The following is a 16,524-nucleotide window of genomic DNA, read 5'->3' on the forward strand; positions in this document are numbered from 1 at the left end:
ACCTCTAGAGTCCTCCGACTTCATGACTCGCGGCATAACGGAGGGGACCTCGGAGCTGGTGGAGCGAGCGCTCGCCCGGGATGGCGAGGCGCTGCGCGCATTGGTGGATGCGCTCACCCCGGTCATCCAGGCCCGCGTGGCGCGAGCCCTGCTGCGCCGGGCCGCGTCCGCGAGCGGCCGGAACATCCGTCAGGAGGTGGCGGACCTGACGCAGGACGTGTTCGCCGCCCTCTTCGCCGAGCAGGGCAAGGCGCTGCGGGCGTGGAAGCCCGAGCGAGGCCTGTCGCTGGCCAACTTCGTCGGCTTCGTCGCCGAGCGGCAGGTGGCCTCCATCCTCCGGACGACGCGCCGCAGTCCCTGGACGGAGGATCCCACGCTGATGGAGGAGCTCGACGCCCCCGAGGACTCCCCGAGCGTGGAGCTGCGGCTGGAGTCCCAGCAGATGCTGGAGGCCCTCCTGGACCGCCTGCGCGAGGAGCTCAGCCCGCTGGGCCTATCCCTCTTCGAGCTCATCTTCATCCAGCAGCGCACGGTGCCCGAGGTCTGCGAGCAGACGGGGATGAGCCGGGAGGCCGTCTACGCCTGGCAGAGCCGGCTGGGACGGCTGAGCCGCAAGCTCGGCGCGGAGCTCTTGTCAGATCCGCAAGCCCCGCCGCGAATACGCAAAGTGAGTGACACTCCATGAGCGACAAACTTCTCCTCGAGCTGGGCCGCGTGGCGCGGGAGCGCCAGCGCGCCGAGTCGCGCGACGAGCGCTGGGAGTCACTCACGGAAGGGACGCTCTCGGAGGACGAGCGGCGGGAACTGGAGCGACTTGCCGCGGAGGACCCCTCCGCCGCGGAGGCCTACGAGGCCTTCCGTCCGCTGGATGCGGCCGCGCGGGAGCACATCGCCGCGCGCCTGGAGCGGGAGCTCGCGGAGGTGCCCGCCCTGGAAGCATTGCCTCCTGCCCCGGAAGCGCCGCCTTCCGTCCGGGAAGCACCTCCCACCCGCCTCGCCCCACCCGCCCGCGGACACCGCTGGCGGAGACTCGCGCCGGTGCTGGGCGCCGTGGCCGCCGCCGCCGCGGTCCTGCTGCTCGCCCTCCCCAGGGAGGCGCCACCGCTGCCGGGCTACACCCTGTCCGTCTCCAGCGAGCAGGCGGTGCGCGCGGGAGCGCCGGAGCCGGAGGTGCCACGCCTGGGTCCCGGCTCGCGGCTCGACGTACTCCTGCGCCCGGAGCAGGCGGTGGACGGGCCCGTGGAGGTGCGCGCCTTCCTCCTGCGGCCGGGCGAGGCGCGGGCCTGGACACCGCCCCTGGAGCGCTCTCCGGACGGCGCGGTGCGCATCCAGGGTCCGGTGGACGCGCTGCTCTCCCTCGCGCCGGGCGAGTGGACCCTGGCCATCGCCGTGGGGCGCCCCGGGACGCTCCCGGAAGCACCGGACGAAGTGCTCGCCCGGGTCGAGGAGGGTCGCGCACCGGAGGCGGGCACCTGGAGGCTGCTCACCCGGAAGTTCCTGCTCGTGGACCGCCCGTGAGACGTGCCGCGCTGCTGCTGGCCCTGGCGCTCGTGCTCACCAGCGGGGCCTGCCAGTGCCAGCGCCAGGCGCCCGCCGTGACTCCCCCACCCTCGCCGTCCCTGCGCGTCGGGTTCGCCGGCTGCGCCGCCGTCCTGGGCGGACCGGTGTGTGAGCTTCCCGGAGACCGCCGCCTGCGACTCTGGGTGGAGCTTCCCGCGCGGATGCCGCTGACTGTCTCGGCGGGTGGTGCCCGACTTCCCGTGGAGGAGCAGGAGGCAGCAGGCGGGCGCGCCTGCACCTTCGTGGTGCCAACCGGAGCCACGGAGGTGGTGCTGGAGGTGACGCTGCCCGGCGGCCCGGCGGTGTGGCGACTGCCGGTGCGGGAGACGGAGCCGGTGCCCCTGCTCCAGCGCGCGACGGCGCTGCGCGCGGAGGGGAAGCCCGATGAGGCGGCGCGCCTGCTGCGCGAGGAGGCCCCGGCGCTCCCGGACGCCGCTCGCGTGCGGGCGAAGAGCCTCCTGGCTCGCGTCGAGCTGTCACTGGGCCATTCCGATGAGGCGGTCGCGCTGCTGAGGGAGACGCTGACGCTCCACCGCCACGCGCAGCGACGCTCGGACGAGGCCAGCGACGCGATGGTCCTCGTCTATACGCTCATCCACCACGGGCGCCGCTTCACCGAGGCGCGCGAGGTGCTCGGAGCGCTGGGCCCCCTGGAGGAAAGCCATCCCGAGGGGAGCGCCCAGTTTGCCTATCACGAGGGGCTGCTGGCCCTCGAGTCGGGGGACCCCGGCACCGCGCTCCGGCATTTCACCGAGGCTGCGCTGCTCGCGGAGCGGCTGGGCATCGGGCGCCTGCAACGGGCGGTGCGGCAGGTGATGGCGACGACGCTCCAGTCCCTGGGCCGCGACGCCGAGTCCCTCGCACTGCTGGACGTGCTGCGTGCGGAGACAGGGGCCTCCGACTGTGAAAGGGCGGATCTGCTCACCAACATCGGCTGGGGGCTGCTGCTCGCACGGGAGGCCGGTGGCGCACCCCGGGGGGAGCCGGTGCCTCCGCTGGAGGAGGCGCTCGCGCTCTACCGCGGGGTGTGTGCCAGTCCCGATGACGAGGCCAATGTCCTGGTGAACCTGGCGCTGGCGGAGCTGCATGCGGGGCGCGCCGGGGCCGCGGCGGCCCGGCTGCGGGAGGCCCGTCGCGCACGCCCCGAGCCGGGAGCACGCCTCGCCCTGTGGTGGCTGGACCTCGAGGGGCGCATCCTCCTGGAGGCGGGGCACGCGCGCCAGGCGCGGCACCACTTCGCGCGACTGGCCGAGCTGGCCGAGGCGTCGGCCTCCCCCGAGGCCCGCTGGCGCGCGGCGTTCGGCCGGGCCCGGGCCGCGGAGCAGCTCGGCGACGTGCGTGCGGCGCTTGCGACGTATGCCCAGGCCGAGGACCTGCTGGACGGCGAGGCCCTGCGAGTGCCGCTCATGGAGGGCCGGCATGTCTTCCTGCGCGAGCGCGAGCGCGGCAGCCGCGCGTACGTGGCGCTCGCGGTGAAGGCGGGACAGACGGCGGAGGCCCTGGAGGTGGCCCGGCGCGCGCGGGCACGGGTGCTCGAGGCCGTGCGGCTGGCAGACCGGGTGACGCACCTGCCGGCGACAGCGCGCGCCCGATGGGACAATGCCCTCTCGGCCTACCGTCAGGAGCGCGAGGCGCTGGATGAAGAGGCCGCGCGGGACTGGCGGCTGGCCGCGGCCCGGCTCGCGGAGGTGCGCCAGGCCCGGCGGCTGCGCGAGGAGCGACTGCGAGCCCTTCTGGAGGAAGCGTTCTCCCTCCTGGCGCCGGCCTCCGCGGGGAGCCCCGCCCGGGGCGTACGCGCCCGCCCCGGCCCCGGTGAGCTCTGGCTCGTCTACTACCCGGCACCGCGAGGCTGGGTCGGCTTCGCGGCCGATGAACACCACGTGACGGCCCGCTTCCTCGAGCCCCTCGCTCCCGGCGCTCCACCCGCGACGCTGGCCGCCACCCTGCTGGAGCCCTTTCACGAGGCGCTTGCCGCGGCCAGGCGCGTCACCCTGGTTCCCTACGGAGTGCTTCGCGCCGTGGACTTCCACGCCCTGCCCTTCGAGGGGGACGCACTGGTCGCGGGGCGTCCGGTGGCCTATGCGCTGGACCTGGCGAGCCCGGAGCCAGCGCCGGACGGAGCCGAAGCTCCAGAGCGCACCGCGCTCATCGTCGCGGACCCCGAGGGCAACCTCCCCCAGGCGCGGGAGGAGGCGCGGCGCGTCCACGAGGCGCTGCGCGAGGACTGGCGGGTCCAGGTGCTGTCGGGCCCCGCTGCGACGGGCTCCGGAGTTCGCGCCGCACTCGAGGGCGCGGAGCTCTTCCACTACGCGGGGCATGGGCGCTTCGCGGGGCTCGGCGGGTGGGAGAGCACGCTGCCCCTCCACGAGGGGCGACTGATGGTGGGGGACGTGCTGGCCCTGCGCCGCGTGCCCGCGTGGGTGGTGCTCTCCGGCTGTGAGACGGTTCGCGCGGCCCAGGACTCCCCGGTGGAAGGCCTGGGGCTGGCGCAGGCCTTCCTCGCCGCTGGCGCTCGGGGGGCCGTGGCCGCATGGCGCGAGGTGGACGACACGCACGCCATGGAGCTGATGCGGGCGCTCTACCGCCATGGCGGCCCCCGCACCTCCACCGAGCTGCCGGACGCGCTCCGCCGCGCCCAGCTCGAGCTTCGCGCCAGCCGGCCGGAGGCGGACTGGGCCGCCTTCCGTGCACTCGTTCCGTAGACACACCCCACCGGGAGACCCTCACATGAAGCCCGTCCGCTTTCTGATTGCCAGCACCCTGGCCTGCGGAGTCATGGCCTGTACGCCCTCGGGAGCAGGTCCCGAAGAAGGAGGGAGCCCGCCCCTGGCGCGGCGGGAGCTCGGTCTGGATGCCGGCGCGCCGCCCTGCCCCACGAATGGGGGCACCTGCGTCCCCGTGTCGCCTCCCATCACCGAGGAGGCAGCCTGCCCGGGCAACCGATGGATTGCCGTCCTGGCGGAGGGCGTCGACAACTGTCCGCAGGGCTCTTCCGGCCTGGAAGGCCAGTGGGTCGGGGCGCGGCTGTTCGAGGCCTCGCGAGGCACGTGGTCCCTGCCCCCCGGGCTCGCGCCCTTCTGTTCGTACGACTGGGTGACGCCAGGGGGTGGCCTCCCCTCGCAGCAGGCGGTGGCGCAGCTGAAGTCGGGCCTGGGCGCGCGGGTCCTCCGGGTCGACCGCGACTGTCAGGTGGTGGCCCCCCTGGGCACGAGTGCCACCGCCAAGGCCGCGTGGCAGACGCTGCACAAGGACTTCCATGCGCAGACGGGACAGGTCGCGAGCCTCCCCCCGGGCGGGGTGCTTCCGCCCGCGGAGGTGCGCGTCGCGGTGGTGGACTCCGCGCCTCACGGCTACAGCGACGGCGAGGCGGTGGAGGACCGGCTCGGCCATGGTCATGCGATGGGCCGCGTGGTGCGTGAGCTGGGTTGTCCGGATGGAAGCCCGGTCTGCATTGCCCAGGTGGCCAACCACCTGGCGCTCCCACAGGTGACGCCGAACGTGAGGGACCTGGCGCATGGGGGCTACTTCGGTGAGCAGACGCAGCTGGCGCGGTCCATCCACGCCGCGGTGACGGAGTGGCGCGGCCACAACGCGGGGCAGGTCCCCCCGGGAGAGACGGCGACGCCCCAGCCGCGCCTGGTCGTCAACCTCAGCCTCGCGTGGGACGGGCGCTACGGGGGCGCGTACAACGGCAACCTGGTGGAGCAACTGCCGGCGCCGGTGCGCGCGGTCCATGCCGCCATCACCCATGCCGTCTGCCGCGGGGCCCTGGTCATCGCCGCGGCGGGGAATGACCCTGGCGGACCGGATGCCGTCCAAGGCGCCATGTTCCCCGCGTACTGGGAACAGAAGCCGGCACCCGCGCTCGCGCAATGCGAGCTCCTCGAGGACCCGGGCTATTCGGGGGCGGGCGCGTACCCTCCCCTTCCGCCCGCCGGGGCGACTGTCTATCGGCCCCTGGTCTACGCGGTGGGCGGAGTGCGGGGGGACGACGCGCCGCTGGCGAGCACCCGCCCCGGGGGGCGCCCTCGCCTGGCGGCACCCGGCGCGCACGCGCTGGCGACCGACGTCGACGCGTCCGGCAAGCTCGTGCCGACGGACATCCTCACGGGAACGTCCGTGTCCACGGCGGTGGTGTCCGGACTCGTCGCCACCGTCTGGGGCTACCGGCCCGAGCTGTCCGGGCCCGAGCTGATGGAGCGGGTACGCCAGGCCTCGGTCGACCTGGGCACTCCCGCGGACTTCTGCCTGGGCGGAGCCCCCTGCCCATGGGCCGCCACGGACGTGCGCCGTGGCATCCGCCGCGTCTCGCTCTGCCAGGCACTGGTGCAGGCCTGTGCGGGAGGGCTGGGGCGCTGTCCGCCTTCCTCGAAGCTCCCCGCGTGCACCTCGCGTCCGGCATATGGCTCGCCGCTGCCGTCGCTGGACACGGTCGCCTGGAGCTCCATCGAGTCGAAGCTCACCCGCACCATTGACGGCTCGACGCTGAACGTCGCGCTGCCGCCGCTGCCCGTATGCCGTCAGAGCGCGCTGCGCTCCAGCCGCTGGAGCTACGACGAAACTGTCTGTCCATTCCGCCAGTACTACGGAATCCCGCTCCGGCCCTGGACGAACCCGCAGCCGAGCAAGAATCCCTGCACCTGCTGCCTGATGGAGGTCGACCCCGAGGAGGCCATCACCCCCACCGCGACGCTCTACATCAGCATCGATAGCGAGTATTCACCCCGCAGCCTGGACTCGCCCACCCTGCTGGTGAACGGCAGGTATGAGATAGACCTCTCCGGCCTGCTGGAGCTCGAGGGGGAGACCCAGCTCACCGCGGGTGACGAGGTCAAGGTGACAGCAATCCCTATCGACCCGGCCTGGCTCCCCATCGAAAGCGCGGTGCTCACGCTGCGCGGCGAGGAGCTGGGCGTCTCGTACTCCACGTCCAGCGAGCTGCTTCTGCAATAGCGCGCGGAGGGCCTGGCGGAGACCTGGAGGTTCTCCAGACGGGCCCCCCCGCGGGCGTGTCGCTACTCGAAGAGGGAGAGCTGCCCCAACGAGCGCAGCTCTCCCGTCGTATCCTTCGGGGTGGCCCGCACACGGACCCGCGAAACCGGTGTCGTGCCCGTGAGGTCCACTTCCATGAAGGGCTGCACGCCGGCGCCGCCGAGCAGGTTGGCCAGGGACATCCACTGGGTGCCGTCGGCGCTCCCCTCCAGCACCAGCTCGTTCAGGGTGCCCGACACCTCGAAGTTGCGCAGCACGGCCTTGCGCGGCACCACGGACCGCGAGAGCTGCACGGCGACCTCCCGGACTCCCGACTGGAAGAGCACGAGCCCGCCAAGGTCTCCGCTGGTGATGCGGCAGGGCGTCTCGGCGTTCAGGTAGGTGCACGCCGCGCCACGGCTTGCCGGGACGAGGGCACGGCGAGGCACGGCAACATCATCGCTGGAGTACGAGAGGCCGACCGTCACGTCCCCCACCTTCACGTTGCGCTCGGCGCTGACGGAGGCCTTGAGTCCCTCCGCGTCCTCGAGGACGTAGTCGCTCAGGTGGACCGGCGAGGAGGCCTTGAGCACCTGCCAGGACACCTTGACGCTCGACGGGCGGATGGACAGCACGTGCTCATCATTCCCGGCACCGTGGGTGGCGGACAGGGGCCGGAAGCCCACGCTCACCCCCTGCGCCTCCGCGGCGGCCGTCGGCGTGCCGGTCCACTCCTGGAAGGCGGGCAGCGCCACCTCCGACTCCTGGATGAGGAAGTAGGCCGAGAGGCTCCTTCCCTGGGACTGCGCGGGCGAGCGGGCCACGAAGCAGCGCGCGATGCTCCCGTTGCGGGTATCCGCCCCCAGCAGGTCGAGCTCGAAGGTGCCATCGGCGCGGGTCTTCACCGACTTCCAGCTCGACGTGAAACCCGCGAACGCGCACGAGGAGTTTTCGCTGCGGTAGAGCTTCAGCAGCGCATCCGGGAGCGGCGCTCCAGCCTCGTCAACGAGTCGCCCACTCAGGACGATGTCCTGGTCCTCATCCACCTTGCTCTCGGTACAGCCGCCCAGCATCGCCAACACACCCAGAGTCAACGTGCGCATCCATCGCATGGGAACCTCCGCCATCCGTGAGCCGCGCGGCCAGTGCAAGACTGGTGCACAGCCCCGCTCCCTCTGAGGACGGGAGCCCGGGCTCGGCCGTTCCTGACAGGGTCGTCATGGCGCGTCCCCTACACGGGTGCCACCGCCACTTCGCAGCTCCCTCGAGCGTAGGAGAAGGTGGGGCCGCGGGCGTGGTCGCACGGACAGGAGCCCATGCCCCACTCCCGGGATGCCTCCACGAGCACGGCTCACGGAGCCCGGGCTCCATGAGCCGCGACTCAGGCCGCGACTAGCAGCCGCAGATGCGGAGGCGCTGGGTGGTGCAGGCGCCCGCGTCGGTGCAACACGTCTTCGTGTAGGTCTGGAACGTGCCGTTCGTGCCCGGCTCGCACTGGCCCACGCGACACTGACCCCAGGCCTCCGTGCACGTGGTGGCGGCCTGTGACACCTGGCCCTCCGGCGTCTCCGCCGCCGGGCTCTCCGTGGAGGTCTCCTCCTCCATCTCCATGGGAGCGCCGCAGCCAACGACAGACAGCGCCACCGCGCACAACAGCCATCGCAGGTTCTTCATCGTATCTCCCTTGTCACCCGCGCCATCACGGGTTCGGGGGACATTACGGACCTGCCATGTAACCATTGCAACTCGCGCTGCATCAGCCACAGCGCATCAACCCTGCCTCCGCATCCACTCCGGAAGCGCCGATGATGATCACCCGCTGCCTGGGGCGCACCCATCGGAGGCACAGGGACGAGAGCACTGGATGGCTCTACGTCCCGCTTGGGGCTTCCATTTCCGGCTGGAGCGCCACCTCCTGCGGGGCCTCGCGGAGCTCGGGGAGGCTCACGGTGAAGGTGGTGCCCTTGTCGACCTCGCTCCGCACCTCGATGCGCCCTCCGTGCTGTTCCACCAGATTGCGGCAGATGTAGAGCCCGAGCCCCAGTCCTCCAAAGCGCTTCGCCGCGGCGGTGCGGGCGCGGAAGAAACGCTCGAAGAGTTGGGGGAGTTGCTCGGCGGGAATGCCCACCCCCTCGTCCGAGATGGACACGCGAGCTTCTCCACCGCTGCACGTGAGCTTCACCCTCACCGCCCCGCCCTCGGGGCTGTATTTGACGGCGTTGTCCAGGAGGTTGTTGAAGACCTGTGTCAGCCGAGCCACGTCCCCCTTCACGTGCACCTCCTCCCGCGGAAGCTCCAGGGTGAAGTGGTGACGTGGAGAGAGGGAGAGGAAGTCCCCCATGGCTTCGGCAAGGAGCGAACCCAGGGAGACGGGGGCCTGCTGGAGCGCCAGGTTGTCGCGCTGGATTCGGGCAACATCCAACAGGTCGTCCACCAGGCCGGCGAGGTTGGCGACCTGGCGTCGGGCGCGCTGGAGATACTCTTTCGACACCTCCTGGTCCGATTGGAACCTCCGCTCCAACGCTTCCAAGGTCAGGGAGAGAGACGTCAGAGGGGTCTTCAGCTCGTGGGAAGCCACCGTGAGGAATTCTTCCCGGAGCCGCAGGGCATCCGCGGCCTGATGGTAGAGCCTGTCCAGCTCCACCAGCTGTTCATCGCGGGTCCTGGCACTCGCGTTGAGCTGGTCCACCATGGAGTTGATGCCCTCGGCAAGGTGGCCGAGCGTGTCGGGCTGTTGCACCGGGATGTACTCCACATCCCGGGTGGTCGAGCGCTCGACAATCCCGTCCACGGCTTTCCGGATGGCGTTGATCTGTCCGGACACGGCCTTGGTGACGAGGAACGCGCTCAGCGGGGCCCATGCCAGCGCGGTGAAGGCGAAGAGGAACATCGTGCCGGGCGTTGGCGAGGGAGCGAGGAACGCGCAGCTCATCCAGCTCGTCGGTGCCAGCGCGAGGCAGAAGGTGAAGACCATCAGCCTCTTCCGGAATGAGACGAGGTGAGGCAGGGTGAGCAGGTTGCGCTGACGGGCACCGAGGGAGAGTTCCCGGGTGATGGGCGCGAGTCGCCAGATGAGGAGCGGCGTCGCCACGGCGATCTTGGCCGAAACCGTCGCCAGGACCATGAGTCCGGTGAGCAGCAGCTCTCTTTTGCCCAGGGTCACCCGCTCTGGCAGAAGCAGCGCCAGCACGACTGGCAGGCTCGACAGCAGGACGGCCCAGGTGCTCGACCACGCCACGGTGAACCATCTGGGGGTGCGGTAGGCGCGGGTCAGGGCCTGGAGGATGACCTGGTCCGTCTCCTCGCGAGTCCCCCGAGCACTCCGCCAGCGCTCCAGCGGCTGCAGCATCCATCGGAGCAGCAAGGCCAGAACGAATTCCTTGCCAACGAAGACCCCCAGGGTGACTGCCAGGAAGGCTTCGGAGGCTTGCCAGGCCGAGAGGGGAAGGAGCTTGGAGTAGCAGACAGGGCACAGGATGTCGAAAGGGACTCCGACGACAAGGCAGGCAATGAACGTGCGAGTCCATAGCTTCTGCATCCCAGCCATGAATGAAGACTGAGGCTGGAAGTGAGCCTCGGGGAGCACGGACCCTCCATGTCCCCCGAATCGTCGCCGGCCCGCTTCCCGACCAGCGGCATCGACCAGGCGCTCCCCGCGTTCCAGAGCCGCAACCCCCGCCAGCCCGGATGTTCCAGAATGGCGCGCACGCACCATCCGGTGGCGATCCACAATGGTGCACCGCTCGACATCGGACACCGCGAACCAAGTAATTCCAGCCACTTGGAGTTGGCACTCCCCGTGCTCATGCCTCTGAGCGTCAGGGCGTCCGAGGAGGATGTCCCCCACTTTAGGAGGTTCATCATGGAAGTCCGATTTTACGGGGTTCGGGGGAGCATCGCGGTGTCGGGCTCGCGCATCGGCGGCAACACGGCGTGCGTGGAGGTGACGAGCCAGGGCCACCGGCTGATCCTGGACGCGGGCACGGGCATCCGGGCGCTGGGCGAAGTCATGATGCGCGAGGGCGCCCCCCAGAAGGCCACCATGTTCTTCTCGCACCTGCACTGGGACCACGTGCAGGGCTTCCCCTTCTTCACGCCGGCGTACCTGCCCACGTCGGAGTTCGTGATGTACGGCCCCGGCGCGAATGGCGCGCAGGCGCTGCTGTCGGAGCTGGCCGCGCAGATGCAGCCGCCGCACTTCCCGGTGCCGCTGTCCACGATGCGCTCGCACATGGACTTCCGCTCCGCGCTGCACGCGCAGCCCATTGAAGTGGGCCCGTTCAAGGTGACGCCCATCGACGTGCCGCACCCGCAGGGGTGCCTCGCGTACCGGGTGGAGGCGGACGGCCACTCGTTCATCTACGCCACGGACGTGGAGGTGCGGATGCAGGACCTGGCGCCCGAAGTCGGTCGCCTCTTCGAGGGCACGGACGTGCTGTGCCTGGACGCGCAGTACACGCCCGACGAGTACGAGGGCCGCAAGGGCATGTCCAAGAAGGGCTGGGGCCACTCGACGATGATGGACGCGGCGGGCGTGGCGAAGCTCGTCAACGCGCGCCGGCTGTGCCTGTTCCACCACGACCCGGCGCATGCGGACGACGTGCTGGAGGACATGGCCGAGCAGGCCCGCTCGCTCTTCCCGGTGGTCGAGCCGGCGCGTGAGGGCCAGCGGCTCGTGCTGGGCCACGCAGCCTGAGAGGAGGCGGCCCGATGCCCTCCGGATGCTATGGTGAGGCCGCGGCCTTCGTCCTTCCGCCGCTGCCCCCCATGCCCCACCCGCCCACGGACGTCACCCAGGTCCTCCTCCCCTTCGGGGGTCTCGTCGGGAGGGAGGTGGACCTCGACGCGTTCCTCCAGACGCTGATGGACCGCATCGCCACCACGATGCAGGCGGACCGGGGCACGCTGTGGCTGTTGGACCCGGCGCGCCGCGAGCTGTTCAGCCGCGCGGCGCACCTGCCGGAGGTGTCTCAGATTCGCGTGAAGCTGGGCCAGGGCGTCGCCGGCACCGTGGCGGAGGCCGGCCAGGCCATCAACGTCCCGGACCCGCGCGGCGAGCGCCGCTTCTTCGCGGACATCGACCGGATGACGGGCTACCGCACCACCAGCCTGCTGGCGGTGCCCCTGCGCGACGTGGACGGCGCGCTGTACGGCGTGCTCCAGGTGTTGAACCGCCGCGGCGGCGACACCTTCACCGCGGACGACACGGAGCGGCTCACCGCGATTGCCTCGCAGGTGAGCACCGCGCTGCAGAGCACCAGCCTCTACCAGGAACTGCAGCGCGCCAAGGACCAGCCCCAGGCCCCCGTCGGCTACTTCTTCAACCGCATCATCGGCGAGTCCCCGCAGCTGCAGTCCATTTACCGTCTTGTGCGCAAGGCCGCGCCCACGGATGCGACGGTGCTGCTGCGCGGCGAGAGCGGCAGCGGCAAGGAATTGTTCGCCCGCGCCGTGCACGTCAACGGGCCACGGAGGGATCAGCCCTTCATCAAGGTGGACTGCGCCGCGCTGCCGGCGACGCTGATCGAGAACGAGCTGTTCGGCCACGAGCGGGGCGCCTTCACCGGCGCGGACCACCGCGTGCCCGGCAAGTTCGAGGCGGCCAACGGCGGCACGGTGTTCATCGACGAGATTGGCGAGCTGCCGCTGCCGGTGCAGGGCAAGCTGTTGCGCGTGCTGCAGGACCGCGAGTTCGAGCGCGTGGGCGGCACCCAGGCGGTGAAGGTGGACGTGCGCATCGTCGCCGCCACGCACAGGGACCTCGCGCGCATGGTGGCCGAGGGCCGCTTCCGCGAGGACCTCTACTACCGCATCAAGGTGGTGGAGGTGGTGCTCCCGCCCCTGCGCGAGCGCGGCGCGGAGGACATCGAGCGGCTCGCGCGGCACTTCATCGCCGCCGTGGCGAAGCGCCACCGGTTGCAGCCGCCGCGCCTCGGCGCCGCCGCGCTGGAGCGCCTCAAGCGCTACCGCTGGCCCGGCAACGTGCGCGAGCTGGAGAACTGCATCGAGAGCGCGGTGGTGCTGTGCGAGGGGGAAATCCTCGAGGAGCACCTGCCGCTGCCCAACCTGGACCGTGCAGCGTCCGCGCCTGCCCCCGTCTCCACCGAGAGCCGGACCCCGAGCGAGCTTGCGCCCGCCAGCGGCGGTGAAGCGGGCCTGCTCCCACTGGCGGAGGTGGAGCGGCGCCACATCCTGCGCGTGCTGGACTCGGTGAAGGGCAACCGCACCGCTGCGGCGAAGGTGCTGGAGATTGGCCGCAACACGCTGGCGCGGAAGCTCAAGGAGTACGGCCTGGGTGACGAGGGCTGACGCACCGCGCCCGGGTGTAGAGACACCTGTCCTCCAGGGCAGGGCATCCGGTGACTGCCGGGCGTTTCGGGTGGGTGGCTTGTTCCGCGAGCGCGGCCGGCGTACGACCAGAGGGCTCCGAACTCCATGGCCGACGGGCCATACCCCAGGGGGACCCGAATGAAGGTGGTCAACAAGCTGCTGGCGAAGCTCCCGGACGAGATTGCCCGGCAGGTTCCCGACGTGAAGCTCCTGGACCAGGACATCAAGGTGTCCCTCGCCCAGGGCACCTTCACGCAGGAGAACCTCCTCCCGCCCAAGCTGAACCTCACCGACTTCACCCTCTCGTTCGAGGCCGGCGGCGAGGCGTCCATCCGCAACTTCAACTCGCCCGGCGACGTGGATGAGAACCGCGTGGTAGGCGAGGCCACCGAGGAGGAGCCGGCCCCCGGCGCGCCCCGTCCGCAGCTGCTGCTCGGTGGAGACATGGGATGGATGCGCTACCAGGTCACCGCGCGCGTGAAGTCCGCGGCGGGCGTGAATCTGTCGTTCCTCTCGTCCGGTGCGCAGGGCGAGCTGTCCGTCACCCTCAGCGACTACCGCGCCCACCCGCTCTCGCAGAACATGCGCGAGGCGGCGAAGCTGGACCTGGCCGAGCTGCGCCTGATGCAGGCCACGGACATCGCGAAGCTCAGCACCGGCGACGCACTGTCGTGGCAGGCGCGTGGCAATCTGCAGACGCGCCTGGAGCTGAACTGGGCGGACCTCTTCACCACCAACCTGGGACGCCTGGCCTTCGTGCGCGGCAGCGAGCTGCTGGCGCTGAAGACGGACCTGAAGGCGGGCGTATCCGCGAAGGTGGGGCTCACGGACGACTACCAGCTCACCTTCTCGCGGCCGCGCGCCGGGCGCATCCAGATTGCCGTGCGCAAGGCGAAGTCGCACGAGGCGACGCTCGGCGCGGGGCTCGGCGTCACCGTGGAGTTCGTCGACGCGGGCGCGGTGAAGGCGCAGCTGGGCCGGGTGCTCGATGCGCTCCTCGGCCCGGCGCTGCGTGAATTGTCCGGCAAGCTGGGGACACCCACGGACGCCACCGCGCTGCAGGTGATGGACGCGCTGGTGGACAAGGCGAGCAAGCTGAAGCTGGACGACACGCAGAAGAAGGTGCTGCGCCTGGCGCTGGAGCGCATGGGCCTGGACCCGAACCTGGCGGACGTGGCCAACGTGAAGGCGGCGTGGGACGACTTCAAGAAGAAGGTGGAGGTCAAGCTGGACGAGGTGGTGAAGACGCAGATCGCCTCCGGCTTCCAGTACGAATACCTGCGCCTGACCGAGGCCTCCACGCTGCTGGAGGTGGTGGTGGACGACGCCACGGCGATGCGCTTCCACGGCTCGCTCATCAAGGGCAACCTGGTGGACCTGCTGAAGTGGATGAGGGAGCTGCCGGAGAACCAGAAGTCCTTCGAGCTGCGCAACTACCTGCACTCCACGTCGCTCACGCGGCAGCAGGCGTATGGCTTCTCGCTGGGGCTCGGCGCGTTCGAGGTGCTCAAGGCGGGCGGCTCCCGGAAGGAGAGCTGGGTGACGCAGGAGAACGGCCAGGGCGGGCGGCGGCAGGCGTTCCTCGGGCTGCGTGGGTACGAGGACAAGCTGCTCGGCAACCGCGGGCAGTGGGTGGTGGATTTGAAGGCGGACATGGAGCGGTTCTCCCCTGCTCCGGTGGCCTCGGACTTCCGCTACGGCCTGCACATGATGCTGTGGGGCCGGCAGAAGAAGATGAGCCGGAAGGAGCTCCAGGCGGCGGTGGATGACGCCGTGGTGTGGGGCGTGCTGGACGCGGCGGACGCGGCCGCCGTCATGAGCACGCTGCAGGGCGACACGGGCAAGGAGCCGATCGAGACACGGCTCGAGTTGAAGATGGCGGACGACACCTTCCGGGCGCTGATGCCCCAGGTGCAGGCGTTCGACGTGGCGCTCTTCTCTCGGGCGCTGGCCCGGGCCATGCCGTGGAGCGAGCAGACGCCGCGCGCCTCGGCGGAGTTCCGGCGCTCGGTGTACGCGCCCATCTGGGAGGCGTACCTGCGCGAGGTGCAGGAGAAGGGCAGCATGATGACGGGCGACCTGGCGCCCTCGCGCGCGGCGCAGATCGCCGAGGCCTTCCTGAAGCGGGATCCGATTGGGAAGGAGCTGCTGCTCATCGAGAGCACGTGGCGGCCGGACGGCGGCAACTTCACCTTCGCCGAGATGACGGAGCGCAACCGGGGCACGCTGGCCAAGTGCCAGGCCTTCGTCGCGGGCATGGTGCGCCTGAACCGGGCCATCAACGAGCGCAAGGCACCCGATGAACTGCGCACCGTGTTCAGCGAGCTGGAGGGCATGTGGAACACGGGCTTCCACCTGCGCGCCGCGGGCTCACTGCTGTCGGAGCTGGCGAAGGCGACGCCGCAGGGACTGGCCAGCGTGGAGCGGACCTTCACCGTGACGATGGCGGACCGAGGGGAACAACTGGTGTTCTCCACCACGAAGGGCACCGGGGTCTGAGGCATCTGGACTGAGGCGTGGGAGCCCGGGAGGTCGTCTCCGGGCTCCCGCAGGTCCGAGGGCGCGGATGGCATCCGCCCCGCTCTGGCCCATGTCGTGCTTGTGGCCCGGCTCACAATGCCCGGACCGCATGACACCTTCGTTCGCCACACGTTTGACCATCCCGAGAACGCCGCCGCAGAGCTGCGCGCCGTGCTGCCCGAGCACGTCGTCTCACAAGTGGACTGGCCGTCTCTGCGCGTGGAGTCCAGCAGCGTCGTGGACTCGGACCTCCGGGAGACCGAGAGCGACCTGCTCTTCTCTGCGCGCCTTCGCGGTGGCCACCCGCTGCTCCTGTACGTCCTGCTGGAGCACCAGTCCTCAGTGGACCGGTGGATGGCGCTGCGGATGCTGCGCTACGTGGTGCGCCTGCTGGAACGCTGGCGCCAGCATCACCTCGACAGCACCACGCTCCCGCTCATCATCCCGCTCGTCATGTACCACGGGCCCGACGGAGCCTGGACAGCGCCGCGCCGGGTCGAGGACTTGTTCGAATTCCCTGGATTGGCGCGCGAACAATGGCGGGCACTGGTGCCGCGCTTCGAATACCTGCTCGATGACTTGACGGCCAAGCGTGAGGAGGCACTGAAGGCACGTCCGGGACCGCCGATGGCGCGGCTGGCGTGGCTGGTGCTGCGCTATGGGCGCAGCGAGGAACTCGCGCGAAGATTGCCGGAGTGGGTGGCGCTCTTCGCGCAGGTGCAGGCAGGCCCCGAAGGCGATAGGCACCTGGCAGTGCTCATACAGTACCTGCTGTTGATGGGAGATCAGGCGGCACATACAGCGGCCGGGCAGGTGTTAAACTTGGTGGTGGGTGGGCAGCGCACGGAGGAGTTGATGCGGAGCTACGGCGAGGAACTCATCGAGAAGGGACGCCAGGAGGGGCTGGCGCGGGGAGTGACCCGAGGGCGTGCCGAGGACATCTTGCGGATCCTCACCGCCCGGGGCGTGCACCTGGACGAGCAGGCCCGGCAGCGCATCCTCACCTGCACCGACGTCGCCACGCTGGACCGCTGGTTCGACAAGTCCCTGAACGCCAGCACCCTCGTCGACGTGCTCGACACCCTGGAGCATTAGCTGACCCCTTCACGGGCCGGTCAGCGGATACCGCCCACGTGGCCTGGC

General features: G+C 70.7%; 11 protein-coding genes. 8 read left to right on the plus strand and 3 right to left on the minus strand.

Annotated elements, in window-relative coordinates; translation table 11 throughout:
• Positions 1 to 22 precede the first annotated feature (22 nt).
• Genes OV427_RS47945 through OV427_RS47960 form a run of 4 tightly spaced genes read left to right on the plus strand, consistent with a single transcriptional unit; the run spans position 23 to position 6,513 of the window.
• Positions 23 to 685, plus strand: coding sequence for an RNA polymerase sigma factor (locus OV427_RS47945; protein ID WP_267862969.1), 663 nt, complete (start codon positions 23 to 25; stop codon positions 683 to 685).
• Positions 682 to 1,518, plus strand: a complete 837-nt coding sequence (locus OV427_RS47950; protein WP_267862970.1) for a hypothetical protein — start codon at positions 682 to 684, stop codon at positions 1,516 to 1,518. Before OV427_RS47945 ends, OV427_RS47950 begins: the two co-directional genes overlap by 4 nt.
• Positions 1,515 to 4,262: a CHAT domain-containing protein gene (locus OV427_RS47955; RefSeq protein WP_267862971.1), complete on the plus strand. Its 2,748-nt coding sequence runs from the start codon at positions 1,515 to 1,517 to the stop codon at positions 4,260 to 4,262. The genes OV427_RS47950 and OV427_RS47955 overlap by 4 nt, the downstream gene beginning before the upstream one ends.
• Before the next feature lie 25 nt (positions 4,263 to 4,287).
• Positions 4,288 to 6,513: a S8/S53 family peptidase gene (locus tag OV427_RS47960; RefSeq protein WP_267862972.1), complete on the plus strand. Its 2,226-nt coding sequence runs from the start codon at positions 4,288 to 4,290 to the stop codon at positions 6,511 to 6,513.
• A gap of 62 nt (positions 6,514 to 6,575) precedes the next feature.
• Here the strand turns inward: OV427_RS47960 and OV427_RS47965 are convergent, their stop codons facing one another.
• The 3 genes from OV427_RS47965 to OV427_RS47975 all read right to left on the minus strand — a co-directional run bounded on the left by OV427_RS47965 (position 6,576) and on the right by OV427_RS47975 (position 9,895).
• Positions 6,576 to 7,634 carry a hypothetical protein gene (locus OV427_RS47965; RefSeq protein ID WP_267862973.1) on the minus strand — a complete coding sequence of 353 codons (1,059 nt, stop codon included), beginning with the start codon at positions 7,632 to 7,634 and terminating at the stop codon, positions 6,576 to 6,578.
• A gap of 289 nt (positions 7,635 to 7,923) precedes the next feature.
• Entirely contained in the window at positions 7,924 to 8,205 is a 282-nt protein-coding gene (locus OV427_RS47970) for a hypothetical protein (protein WP_267862974.1), read from the minus strand.
• 196 nt (positions 8,206 to 8,401) lie between these two features.
• Entirely contained in the window at positions 8,402 to 9,895 is a 1,494-nt protein-coding gene (locus OV427_RS47975; RefSeq protein WP_267862975.1) for a sensor histidine kinase, read from the minus strand.
• Between the two features lie 498 nt (positions 9,896 to 10,393).
• Between OV427_RS47975 and OV427_RS47980 the strand changes: the two genes are divergently transcribed.
• The 4 genes from OV427_RS47980 (at position 10,394) to OV427_RS47995 (ending at position 16,476) form a co-directional block, all read left to right on the plus strand.
• Positions 10,394 to 11,227, plus strand: a complete 834-nt coding sequence (locus OV427_RS47980) for an MBL fold metallo-hydrolase (RefSeq protein ID WP_267862976.1) — start codon at positions 10,394 to 10,396, stop codon at positions 11,225 to 11,227.
• Between the two features lie 14 nt (positions 11,228 to 11,241).
• Positions 11,242 to 12,840, plus strand: a complete 1,599-nt coding sequence (locus tag OV427_RS47985; RefSeq protein ID WP_267862977.1) for a sigma 54-interacting transcriptional regulator — start codon at positions 11,242 to 11,244, stop codon at positions 12,838 to 12,840.
• A 159-nt stretch (positions 12,841 to 12,999) separates the two neighbouring features.
• Positions 13,000 to 15,360 (plus strand): hypothetical protein, encoded by a 2,361-nt coding sequence (locus OV427_RS47990; protein WP_267862978.1) that lies wholly within the window; start codon positions 13,000 to 13,002, stop codon positions 15,358 to 15,360.
• 117 nt (positions 15,361 to 15,477) lie between these two features.
• A complete protein-coding gene (locus tag OV427_RS47995) occupies positions 15,478 to 16,476 on the plus strand; it encodes an Rpn family recombination-promoting nuclease/putative transposase (RefSeq protein ID WP_267862979.1) in 999 nt (332 codons plus the stop codon).
• Positions 16,477 to 16,524: the final 48 nt, after the last annotated feature.

The sequence above is a fragment of the Pyxidicoccus sp. MSG2 genome, from assembly GCF_026626705.1.
GTDB lineage: Bacteria > Myxococcota > Myxococcia > Myxococcales > Myxococcaceae > Myxococcus.

Bases quoted from the DNA above. Each gene is read 5' to 3' on its own strand.
- OV427_RS47995 (WP_267862979.1), top strand. From the start codon at position 15,478: ATGCCCGGACCGCATGACACCTTCGTTCGCCACACGTTTGACCATCCC.
- OV427_RS47950 (WP_267862970.1), top strand. From the start codon at position 682: ATGAGCGACAAACTTCTCCTCGAGCTGGGCCGCGTGGCGCGGGAGCGC.
- OV427_RS47960 (WP_267862972.1), top strand. From the start codon at position 4,288: ATGAAGCCCGTCCGCTTTCTGATTGCCAGCACCCTGGCCTGCGGAGTC.
- OV427_RS47990 (WP_267862978.1), top strand. From the start codon at position 13,000: ATGAAGGTGGTCAACAAGCTGCTGGCGAAGCTCCCGGACGAGATTGCC.
- OV427_RS47965 (WP_267862973.1), bottom strand. From the start codon at position 7,634: ATGCGCACGTTGACTCTGGGTGTGTTGGCGATGCTGGGCGGCTGTACC.
- OV427_RS47970 (WP_267862974.1), bottom strand. From the start codon at position 8,205: ATGAAGAACCTGCGATGGCTGTTGTGCGCGGTGGCGCTGTCTGTCGTT.
- OV427_RS47980 (WP_267862976.1), top strand. From the start codon at position 10,394: ATGGAAGTCCGATTTTACGGGGTTCGGGGGAGCATCGCGGTGTCGGGC.
- OV427_RS47945 (WP_267862969.1), top strand. From the start codon at position 23: ATGACTCGCGGCATAACGGAGGGGACCTCGGAGCTGGTGGAGCGAGCG.
- OV427_RS47985 (WP_267862977.1), top strand. From the start codon at position 11,242: ATGCCCTCCGGATGCTATGGTGAGGCCGCGGCCTTCGTCCTTCCGCCG.